Consider the following 9,506-nt stretch of genomic DNA (forward strand, 5'->3'; position numbering starts at 1 on the left):
CCTTCAACCAGATCGAGAAGGTTTGAGCCTATGACCTGCGACGAAGTCGCAGGTCATAACGCGAAAAGGTCGAGCGAGCGCAGCGGGTGAGCCTGCGAACCCGCGAAGCGGGTCGAGACCCAGTCGTGTCCGAGGAGGCGGCCCGCGCTCGGTCAGCGGCGCGGATAGGTGACCTTGACGGCCAACTGGCGCTGCAGGTTGTCAGCCGCATCGGACACCCGCCGGCGTACGCCTGGGTCCAGATCCAGCTGGACGACCGCCCGCGCGGCAGCGAGGGTCTCCTCGGTGACCGACCCGCTGGGGAAGAACGCCTCGGCGGCCTCGGCCAGGCTCCAGCCCGACCGCTTCTCGGCGGTGGCGGGAAGCTCGCTGAAGTAGCGCTCGACATAGCCAGCGGTGAGCTCCGCAGGGCCGGTCCAGAACGCCCGCCCGGCGGCCAGGATGTCGTAGTTCGGCAGGTCGGTCTCGCCGGTGAACACGGACCAGCCGTACGCCTTCGACTCCGCGTCGGGGATGCTGACCAGCGCCCCGTTGAGATGGATGCGGGCATCGTTGGCCGGCTCCGCGTCGTAGGCCGCGTGCAGCTCCTCACGAGACGCGAAGCCGTTCTCGGCGAGCTTGGCGAGGATGCGCCAGCGCAGGTCGAGGTCGGTCTCGATGCCGGCCGGGGGAGCGGCCAGCCACTCCCGCAGCAGCGACTCGGAGCTCGCTGAGCGGATCGCGGTGCGATAGGCCGACAGCTGCAGCTCCGACCCGGGAGGGACCTCCTCGAGCTTGCGGAGAGCGGCCTCATGGAGCCGCTCCCGGGCACCGGCGGGCGCCAGCGGCACCACCGAGCCGAAGAGCCACGGCATGGTGCGCCGCGGGCTGTCCTCGACGTCCTCGATCGGCAGCGAGGCCTCGGCGATGTCGATGACGTCGGCGGGGTCGACCGCCGCATTGAACCAGGCGCTGCGCAGGTTGTTCCACACCCCCGCGCGCAGGCCGCCGTCGGTGATCGACGGCAGTGCGCCCTTGAGCGCCTGGACTGTCTCCCAGTCGGGGATCGCCGCGGCCCAGGTGTCGTCGTAAGGGTCGAGCACGACCGCGTTGGCGGCGACCTGGAGCGGCGTCTGGTCGCCGGTCACGGTGATGTCCTCGACAGTCCACTGGGTGCCGTTGAGGATCGCCGCACGGAAGGTGTGGGACCGGTTGGCGGGGTGCAGCGAGGGAGCGGTGCGGTTCACGACCATCTTGGCCGGGTCCCAGGAGAGCGTGTCCGGGCCGGCGGTGAGCAGCCACTGCGAGGTGAAGGTGTCGAGGTCGAACTCGACGCCCGCCGCAGCCGCGGCGGAGGCCCAGGAGCCGAACAGGTCGTGCATCGTCGCGTTGCCGAACCGGTGCCGGGTGAAGTGGTCGATCGCGCCCGCGAAGAAGACGTCGTCGCCGAGCGAGGCGGCCAGCTGACGCAGGATCGCCGAACCCTTGGAGTAGGAGATCCCGTCGAAGTTCTGCAGGGCGGAGACGGCGTCCTCGGCACCGTTGCCGGCGACCGAGTGTGTCGAGCCCCGCTGGTCGGCGGTGAGCCCCCACTGGCGGCGGGCGTAGGACATGTCGGCCCAGGCGTCGTCGTACTGGGTCACGTCGGCGGTCACCCGGTTGCCCATGTATTCGGCGAACGACTCGTTGAGCCACAGGTCGTCCCACCACTGCGGGGTGACCAGGTCGCCGAACCACTGGTGGGCCATCTCGTGCGCAACCGTGGTGGCGCGCTGGATCCGCATGCCGCGGGTCACCCGCGAGGTGAAGACGAGGGGGTCACGGAAGGTCACACAGCCCGGGTTCTCCATCGCGCCGGCGTTGAACTCCGGCACGAACGCCTGGTGGTAGTTGCCGAACGGGTAGCGGATGCCGAAGAGCCGGTGGAACTCGTCGAAGCACTGCTTGGTGAGGGTGAAGAGCTCCTCGGCGTCCTTGTCGAGGTCTGCGGCGATGCTCTGCCGCGAGCTCAACGACAGCGGGATCCCGTCGTGCTCGTCGTGGATCATGTGCCACGGTCCGGCCACGAGCGTGACGAAGTACGTCGAGAGCGGCTGGCTGCGCTCGAACTCCCACTCGCCGGGCGAGGTCTGGGTGCCGGGCGCGTTGCCGATCACCGTCCAGTCGCGCGGCGCGGTGACGTGGAAGGTGTAGGGCGCCTTCAGGTCGGGCTGGTCGAAGCAGGCGAAGATCGTCGGGGCGGCGTCCATGAAGCACATCCCGTAGACGTAGGCCCGCCCGTCGGCCGGATCGACGCTGCGGTGCAGCCCCTCGCCGTCGTTGCGGAACGGCATGGTGGCCTCGACGACGAGCTCGTTGGCGCCCTCCAGCGTGGTGATCGGGAGGCGTCCCTTGGCGAGCGTGGCCGGGTCGACCGGGCTGCCGTTGAGGCTGATCCGTGCGACCGAGACCGGCTTGAGATCGACGAACGTCGGCCCGCCCTTCGACGTGAACCGGATCGTCGTCACCGAACCGAAGGTCTCCTCGCTGGAGGCCAGGTCGAGACGTACGTCGTAGTCCTCGATCGTCAGCAGACCGGCACGGGCGGTGGCCTCGTCACGGCGCAGGGGCAGGCTCTGGGTGCTCACGTCGCACAGGCTAACGGGCAGATGGCACTCTTACCCCATGACTTCTGATGCGGCAGACCAGCGCTCGGTATCTCTGGAGAAGATCGGCGAGCACCGCTTCCGTGCCACCAACGCGCGCGGCGGCACCGTGGTGATCGGCCACGGCGACGACCCCGACTTCACGCCGGTCGAGCTTCTCCTCGCCGCCCTGGCAGGCTGCAGCGCCCTGGACGTCGACTTCATCACCGGAAAGCGGTCGCCGATGGAGACCTTCGAGGCCCTCGCCGCAGCCACCAAGATCCGTGACGAGCAGGGCAACCGCCTGGTCGACATCTCGGTCACCTTCGACATCACCTTCCCGGAGGGTGAGGCCGGCGACGCTGCCCGCACCGTCCTCCCGGACGCGATCAAGAAGTCCGAGACCCGGCTGTGCACCGTCGGCCGCACCGTCTCCGTCGGCACCCCCGTGAGCTACGGCGAGGGCGCCCTGTCCTGACTCTCGGCGCTCAGGGGAGCAGGAGGGCGGAGTCGCCGAACTCGTGCCACAGGTAGCCCTCGGCGACCGCTGCGTCGTAGGCCGACTGGGTGAGCTCGGGACCGGCGACCGCCTCGACGAGCAGCAGGTGGCTCGCCTGCGGGTCGTGCCACCCGGTGATCAGCCCGTTGACGACGTACGGCGGGTTGGCCGGCGTCACGACGCGGTCGGTCCAGCCCCTCGCCGCCCTGACGGCGCCCGTCGCCGGGTCGACCGCCGACTCCAGCGCGCGGGTGACGGTGGTGCCGGCCGCGACGATGCGGCCACCGGCGTACCTGGTCTGCTCCACCAGCCTGGCCGTGGTCTCGGAGACCTCGAACCACTCCGCGCCGGGGGCCTCGCCGGCCTCCTGGGAGGAGACGCCGGTGTGCAGGGTGACCGGTGCGATCTGGATGCCGTGCGTGACCAGCTCGGTGACCAGCGGATGGGTGAACGGGCGAGCGGCCGAGGGCATCTCGGCGCTCCCTGGGCGGTGCCCGAAGACCGTCTGGTAGGCGTCGAGCGGGTAGCGCCGGTCGAGATAGCCGTACGCGATCGGCCGGCCGGAGCTCGCCAGCTCGGCGTCCACGTCGCCGGTGACCTCCGCGCGCCACAGCCGATTGCCCTCGCCGGTGGGGGAGGAGGGTCGGCCGTCGGGGTAGGGCTCGAGCAGCGTGACGCGGAGGCCCGAGGTCACGACCACGTCTCCCTCGGTCGCGTCGAGCACGGATCGGGCGGCGTCGGGCGCGGAGCGGATCTCCACGGCCCAGCCGGTGTCGAGGCGCTGGGCGAGGTGGAGGACGACCCGGCCGCGCCCGACCATGTCGGCATCCAGCTGTCGCGCCTCGGTCGCGGAGTCGTTGACCACGAGCAGGTCGCCGGGGGAGAGGTGGTCGGCGAGGTTGCGGAAGCGGGCATGTCGTACGCCGCCCGGGGTCGCCACGAGCAGGCGTACGCCGTCGCGCTCGAGGCCGCGCCACTCCGCGGGTGCGGGAGCGGTCGTGTCGTCCGGTGCGGGGAAGGTGGTCGTGGGGCGTTCGGCGAGCATCGTCATCGGCTTGCTCCTGCGGGTGCGAGATCGGCGGCGCGGTAGCGCCCTGAGGGCTCGTCGCCGGCGAGCAGCGCGAGCAGGTGCGGAACGACTGATTCCGGAAGCGGACGGTCGGAGATGTCCTCGCCCGGGAACGCGGCCTGATGCATGGCCGTGCGCATGTCGCCGGGGTCGACGGCGTACGCACGGATGCCGTTCTCCTCACCGAGGGTGAGGACCAGGTGGTCGAGCGCGGCCTTGCTGGCTGCGTACGTTCCCCAGGTCGGGTAGTGCTCGACGGCCGCGTCGCTGGAGATGCCGACGAGCGTGCCGCGCGAGGCGATCAGGTAGGGGAGGAGCCGCTGGGTGAGCGCGAGGGGAGCGAGCAGGTTCGTCGCGAGAACGCCGGAGAAGAGGCTCTCGGGGACCTCGGCCAGGGGAAGCATCGGGCCGAGCTCGCTGGCGTTGTGGACGAGCAGGTCGAGACGTCCGTGTCGCGCGACGGCTGCCGCGATGGCGTCCTGATGGTCCCCGTCGCGTACGTCACCGGCCAGCGTCGTCACCCGAGTGCTGTCCGGCAGGGCGGTGTGGAGGCGGTCGGCGTCGCGCGCGTCGGTGACGACGCTCCACCCCTTGTCGATGAGCGTCGTGGCCAGGGCGAGCCCCATCCCGGCGGAGCCGCCGGTGACAACGGCTACTTCGTTGTGTGATCGGTTCATGCTGGCTAGCATTCAACCTAAAGTGAACTTGAGATCAAGGGCTGTGACAGAAAAGAGTGACATGGACACCCACGACCTGCTCACGATGGGCGAGGTGACCCGGCGCAGCGGCTACGCGGCCTCGGCGGTGCGCTACTACGAGAGCCAGGGCCTGATCCAGGCTCAGCGATCGGCCGGGGGACAGCGTACGTTCGAGCGCAGCGTCCTGCGTCGCCTCGCCTTCATCCGGGCGGCCGCCAACGTCGGCCTGTCGCTGGACGAGATCAAGGCCGAGCTCGACTGTCTGCCGGGGGACCGGACCCCGACCAAGGCCGACTGGGCCCGGATGTCGAAGCACTGGCGACGTCGGCTCGAGGAGCAGATCCACGCCCTCGAGCGGCTGCGCGACAATCTCGACTCCTGCATCGGCTGCGGCTGTCTCTCGCTCCAGCGATGCCGCATCTCCAACCCCGGCGACGCCGCGGCCGCCCAGAGCGCCGGCGCCGCGTACCTCCCTAAGGTCCTGCGCCGCGAGCCACCCCGCCGCCGAGCCTGACGCCTCGACAGGCCGGGGTCAGCCGACGGTGATCGTCTCGAACTCGACGGGGGTCTTGGGGGCGCCGGTGCCGTCGGCGCCGGCCTCGGCCACGCCCGCCTCGCCGACCTCCTGGAGGGTCTTGATGCCGGCCTCGTCGAGGGTGCCGAAGACGGTGTAGGCGGGCGAAAGCTGGGTGTCGCCGAAGACCATGAAGAACTGGCTGCCGCCGGAGTTGGGCTGGCCGGTGTTGGCCATGGCGAGAGTGCCGGCGGGGAAGGTGTCGCTGGGCTTGAACTCGTCGGGGATGGTGTAGCCCGGGCCGCCGGTGCCCTGGCCGGTCGGGTCGCCGCACTGCAGCAGCGCGAATCCGGGGTTGTTGCCGAGACGGTGGCAGCTGGTGCCGTCGTAGTAGTCCTGCGAGGCCAGCGAGAGGAACGAGTTGACGGTGCAGGGCGCCTTGTCGGCGTCGAGGGTGACCGCGAGCGGGCCGACGGAGGTGTTGATGGTGGCGGCGACCTTGCCGGTGTACTGCGCGGTCTTCTCCGGCGCGTCCACCTCCTTCGAGGCGCCCATCGGGTCCTCGACGTAGTCGCACTCGGTCGACCCGGCCTTCACGATCGACTTCCAGTCGCTGGACTCGCTCGACTTCGGGCCCTTGCTCTCCTGGGCGTTGCCCGAGTCCCCGGAGTCCCCGGAGTCGCCGGAGGAGCCACAGGCGGAGAGCGTCAGGAGCAGGGCAGCGGCGGCAGCGGCCGGAAGCGTACGAGTCAGCATGCCCAGATGCTAGGGGAGCCGTCCGAATCCTCCCTCGACCGACCCCGTGTGGCGATGCCGCCGGCATCCGTCGTCAGCATCGGTGTCACGCACTATCGCACAGCCTGGTCGCCAGCCGCGATACTGCACCGCCCTCGGCGCACCTGACCCGCCACGACCAGAGAGGGCTCGGCTCGGATGCCCTCCAGCCGTGCCACTGCTCTCCCTGCGCTTCGAGCTCGACGACCTGACCAGGCCCGAGGTGATCCGGATCCTCGAGGAGCACCTGGAGGACATGTACGCCGTGACGCCGGCCGAGTCGGTGCACGCGCTCGACCTCGAGGCGCTGAAGGTGCCCGAGATCGCGTTCTGGTCGGCCTGGGAGGACAGCGAGCTCGTCGGCTGCGGCGCGCTGAAGTCACTGGGTGAGGGCGACTACGAGCTCAAGTCGATGCGTACGACGGCCGCCGCCCGCGGCCGTGGCATCGCCACCGCGATGCTGCGCCACCTCATCGAGCAGGCCAGGTCACAAGGTGGCCGCCGGGTACTCCTGGAGACCGGGACGGAGGCCTTCTACGAGCCCGCGCGACGGCTCTACGCGGGCAACGGCTTCATCGAGCGCCCGCCGTTCGGCGGCTACGTGCTGGACCCCAACTCGGTCTTCTTCGAGCTGTCGCTGTAGTCGTCGGCCGCCGGCGCACCCCGCCGGAAGAGCAGGTCGTCGAGGGCGAGCTTGGTGCGGCGTACCAGGATCAGGTAGACCGCGATCGCGAGCCAGCCCAGGTCGCGCAGGGTGTCGGCGAAGTAGGTGGGGTCGGCCGAGGCCCCACCACCGCCGAAGCAGCCGCAGTCGATGTTGAGCCCGCGTGCCCAGGCCGAGGTGATCCCGACGATGAACGAGCACAGACCGAGCGCGGTCGCGACAGCCGCGGTGCGGGTGAACAGCCCGAGGATCAGCAGCGCGCCGAGCACGATCTCGGCGATCGGCATCGCGATGGCGTACGCAGGGGCCAGCTGCCACGGCAGCAGCTGATAGCCGCGCACCGCCTGTTCGGTCATCGCTGGTTCGGGCAGCTTGGCCAGCCCGGCGGCGAGGAACACGAAGCCGAGGTAGAGGCGACCGGCGAGACCGACCCACCCCAACAGATCTGCGCGGGTCCTCATGAGAGCACCACCCAGGACGTGCGCAGCACGCCGAAGACGACGAAGGCCGCCACGACCGCATACCCGGCCCACAGCAGGGGCGCGGGGGAGATCTCGTCTCGGATCTCACGCCGCACGAACCACACCCCGAGCGCCAGCACGGCCACGGAGACCGCGACCAGCCCGACGACGTACCACACCTCGTTCACCTCGCCAGCGTGCCATAGTCGAGGCCAACAACCACCGCTCGGACGCCCGCCTTCAGCGCATCTTCAGGCTCGCAGGCAGACTTCTCAGAATCCGGCGGTCACAGGTCGGTGAAGTCGGCGTAGAGACACGCGTGGTCGGAGGCCGCGTGCTGCTCCGCGGTCAGCGTGGGGAACAGGTCCCACGGGTCCTTGGTGCGCGGTCCGTGCCAGACGCCCTTGCGGAAGACGCCGCCGCCGGTCTGCTTCGCGCGCAGCGCGGGGGAGAGGAGCAGGTAGTCGATCTTGTGGTCCTCGTTGCCGGAACCGTACGTTCCGCGGCGGTGGTTCCAGTCCCAGTTCTCGTGCTCGCTGGCGTCGACGAGCCCGTCGACGGAGAGCAGTGGCTTCAGCGACTCGCTGTCGGGGGAGTCGTTGAGATCGCCGGCGACGCAGATGTGCTCGATGCCCTCCTCGAGCAGCCCGCGGTAGATCTCGGCGACTCGGGTGGCTTGCCGGCCGCGGCGCTTGGCACCCAGCGGATCGCTCTTCTCCGAGTAGCCCTTGGACTTGAAGTGGTTGGCCAGCACGACGATCCGCGCTCCGCCAGGGGAGTCGAGGTGGTATTCGCAGCAGTCGCGGGAGAAGACCACGCCCTCCTCGTCGCGGTCGAAGATGTGCGTACGGAGCTGGGCGAGGCGATAGCCGTCGCCGACCATCACGCCGACGTCGATGCCCCGCTCGTCGTTGCCCTCCACGACCATCACCTGCTCATACGCCTCGGCACCCACCTCCGGCAGCAGGGTCTGGGAGAACAGGTGCAGTCCCGGCCTGTCGTCGGCCTCGATGACCACGGCCACCTCGGCGCGCAGCTCGGCGAAGACCCGCGCGATGTTCTCGGTGGCGACCTCGTCGACGGCCGTGGTCTTGAGCTCGACGAAGCCGACCCAGTCGTTGCGCCCCTTCGCGACCAGCTGTACATCGTCCGACCGTGGCCGCTTCAGCAGTGCCCCGCGCATCTTCCGCAGCCGCGCGAACTCCCCCTCGTCGCTCTTGAGGAGGCCGAGCTTCTGGAGGCTGTCGAGGATCTCCTGCTCGTTGCCCTCATAGCTCGTCTGGCCCAGGAGCGTGGACAGGCGAGAGTGGGCGGCGAGGACCGTACGCCGCGTCCTGGCGTCGGCGGCCTCGGTGTCCATCGCCTTGGGTCGGGCGAAGAGGTTCTCGACGTTGAACGAGGCGAGCCGCATACCTCCAGGCTAGGGCACCCAGCAGGTCACCGGGTCGCGATCGGTGAGGCAGTAGATCTGGCCGTACGGAGCGCGCATCACCGTCCACGACTCGAGGACGTCGACCGTCTCGGCACCGATCGCCTCATGGCGGCAGGTCTCCGCGGCGCGGTGGGCGACCGCGAAGTCGGGGTGCGCTCGGACCTCCCCGTCCTCCTCCTCCAGCAGCTGCAGCAGAAACCGCAGCCCGCCGTGCGGGTCGGGGTCGGCGAGGCGTAGGAACTCGGGGGTGATGGTCGACTCCGGGGTGCGCCCCGTGACCGCGGCCCAGAACGCCACCTCCTCGTCCCAGCGGTTGCGGGGGATGTCGATGCAGATCTGGTCGACCACTCGCTCGGGCTCCGAGCGCGCACAACGCGGCGCGGAACCCTCGCCGAGGGTGTGGCAGAAGAGCAGCCCGCCGGGGGAGCGCATCACCGGCACCCCGTCGTACGTCCAGGCCGGCTGCGCCCCCAAAGCCGTCGAGCGCTCGACGGCGGCCTCACGATCCGCGGCGTCGAGATCGACATGGATCCGTGGCTCGCCGTCGTCGACGGCCTGCATCTTCAGCCAGGCGTCACCGGCCTGCGGCACCAGGGTGAGGAACTGTCCATTTTCGCCGCGAGGTGGCGAGACCGCCCAGCCGGTCGCAGCCGACCAGAACCCGACCGCCTCCTCCCACCGCGGGCGCGGCACGTCGAGGAAGAGATGGAACCAGGCAGGTACGCCAGCGGTGCTCATGTCTACCGACCCTACGCGTGCGTCGAGCCGCGCGCAGCCGCACCGAACAGACAC

At 70.1% G+C, this 9,506-nt stretch carries 11 protein-coding genes; 3 read left to right on the forward strand and 8 right to left on the reverse strand.

The genetic code is table 11. From position 1 onward, the window contains the following. Positions 1-152 precede the first annotated feature (152 nt). Entirely contained in the window at positions 153-2,606 is a 2,454-nt protein-coding gene (gene pepN, locus ACFVJS_RS23130) for an aminopeptidase N (protein WP_378885448.1), read from the reverse strand. A 37-nt stretch (positions 2,607-2,643) separates the two neighbouring features. Between pepN and ACFVJS_RS23135 the strand changes: the two genes are divergently transcribed. After that, positions 2,644-3,081 (forward strand): OsmC family protein, encoded by a 438-nt coding sequence (locus ACFVJS_RS23135; RefSeq protein ID WP_378885450.1) that lies wholly within the window; start codon positions 2,644-2,646, stop codon positions 3,079-3,081. 10 nt (positions 3,082-3,091) lie between these two features. Here ACFVJS_RS23135 and ACFVJS_RS23140 read toward each other — a convergent pair whose 3' ends face one another. Further along, positions 3,092-4,153, reverse strand: a complete 1,062-nt coding sequence (locus ACFVJS_RS23140; RefSeq protein ID WP_378885452.1) for an S-adenosylmethionine:tRNA ribosyltransferase-isomerase — start codon at positions 4,151-4,153, stop codon at positions 3,092-3,094. Continuing rightward, positions 4,150-4,848: an SDR family NAD(P)-dependent oxidoreductase gene (locus ACFVJS_RS23145; protein ID WP_378885453.1), complete on the reverse strand. Its 699-nt coding sequence runs from the start codon at positions 4,846-4,848 to the stop codon at positions 4,150-4,152. Before ACFVJS_RS23145 ends, ACFVJS_RS23140 begins: the two co-directional genes overlap by 4 nt. Before the next feature lie 61 nt (positions 4,849-4,909). On the opposite strand from ACFVJS_RS23145, the gene soxR reads away from it, so the two are divergent. Continuing rightward, positions 4,910-5,383: a redox-sensitive transcriptional activator SoxR gene (soxR, locus tag ACFVJS_RS23150; protein ID WP_378885455.1), complete on the forward strand. Its 474-nt coding sequence runs from the start codon at positions 4,910-4,912 to the stop codon at positions 5,381-5,383. 18 nt (positions 5,384-5,401) lie between these two features. On the opposite strand, the gene ACFVJS_RS23155 is transcribed toward soxR, so the two are convergent. Beyond that, positions 5,402-6,139, reverse strand: a complete 738-nt coding sequence (locus ACFVJS_RS23155) for a peptidylprolyl isomerase (protein WP_378885456.1) — start codon at positions 6,137-6,139, stop codon at positions 5,402-5,404. Between the two features lie 190 nt (positions 6,140-6,329). On the opposite strand from ACFVJS_RS23155, the gene ACFVJS_RS23160 reads away from it, so the two are divergent. Continuing rightward, a complete protein-coding gene (locus ACFVJS_RS23160; protein ID WP_378885458.1) occupies positions 6,330-6,800 on the forward strand; it encodes a GNAT family N-acetyltransferase in 471 nt (156 codons plus the stop codon). Here the strand turns inward: ACFVJS_RS23160 and ACFVJS_RS23165 are convergent. The 4 genes from ACFVJS_RS23165 to ACFVJS_RS23180 form a co-directional block, all read right to left on the reverse strand. Next, entirely contained in the window at positions 6,755-7,282 is a 528-nt protein-coding gene (locus ACFVJS_RS23165; protein WP_378885460.1) for a DoxX family protein, read from the reverse strand. The genes ACFVJS_RS23160 and ACFVJS_RS23165 overlap by 46 nt on opposite strands. Beyond that, positions 7,279-7,470, reverse strand: a complete 192-nt coding sequence (locus ACFVJS_RS23170; RefSeq protein ID WP_378885462.1) for a hypothetical protein — start codon at positions 7,468-7,470, stop codon at positions 7,279-7,281. Before ACFVJS_RS23170 ends, ACFVJS_RS23165 begins: the two co-directional genes overlap by 4 nt. Positions 7,471-7,568: 98 nt before the next feature. After that, entirely contained in the window at positions 7,569-8,693 is a 1,125-nt protein-coding gene (locus tag ACFVJS_RS23175) for an endonuclease/exonuclease/phosphatase family protein (RefSeq protein ID WP_378885464.1), read from the reverse strand. A gap of 9 nt (positions 8,694-8,702) precedes the next feature. Next, the gene (locus ACFVJS_RS23180; protein WP_378885466.1) at positions 8,703-9,452 is read right to left on the reverse strand and encodes a VOC family protein; all 750 of its coding nucleotides are present in this window, start codon (positions 9,450-9,452) and stop codon (positions 8,703-8,705) included. Positions 9,453-9,506: the final 54 nt, after the last annotated feature.

The organism is Nocardioides sp. NPDC057772 (genome assembly GCF_042798075.1).
Lineage (GTDB): Bacteria > Actinomycetota > Actinomycetes > Propionibacteriales > Nocardioidaceae > Nocardioides.

Excerpts from the sequence above, each read along its gene's own strand:
- ACFVJS_RS23135 (WP_378885450.1), top strand. The coding sequence starts at position 2,644 with ATGACTTCTGATGCGGCAGACCAGCGCTCGGTATCTCTGGAGAAGATC.
- ACFVJS_RS23140 (WP_378885452.1), bottom strand. The coding sequence starts at position 4,153 with ATGACGATGCTCGCCGAACGCCCCACGACCACCTTCCCCGCACCGGAC.
- ACFVJS_RS23145 (WP_378885453.1), bottom strand. The coding sequence starts at position 4,848 with ATGAACCGATCACACAACGAAGTAGCCGTTGTCACCGGCGGCTCCGCC.
- soxR (WP_378885455.1), top strand. The coding sequence starts at position 4,910 with ATGGACACCCACGACCTGCTCACGATGGGCGAGGTGACCCGGCGCAGC.
- ACFVJS_RS23155 (WP_378885456.1), bottom strand. The coding sequence starts at position 6,139 with ATGCTGACTCGTACGCTTCCGGCCGCTGCCGCCGCTGCCCTGCTCCTG.
- ACFVJS_RS23165 (WP_378885460.1), bottom strand. The coding sequence starts at position 7,282 with ATGAGGACCCGCGCAGATCTGTTGGGGTGGGTCGGTCTCGCCGGTCGC.
- ACFVJS_RS23175 (WP_378885464.1), bottom strand. The coding sequence starts at position 8,693 with ATGCGGCTCGCCTCGTTCAACGTCGAGAACCTCTTCGCCCGACCCAAG.
- ACFVJS_RS23180 (WP_378885466.1), bottom strand. The coding sequence starts at position 9,452 with ATGAGCACCGCTGGCGTACCTGCCTGGTTCCATCTCTTCCTCGACGTG.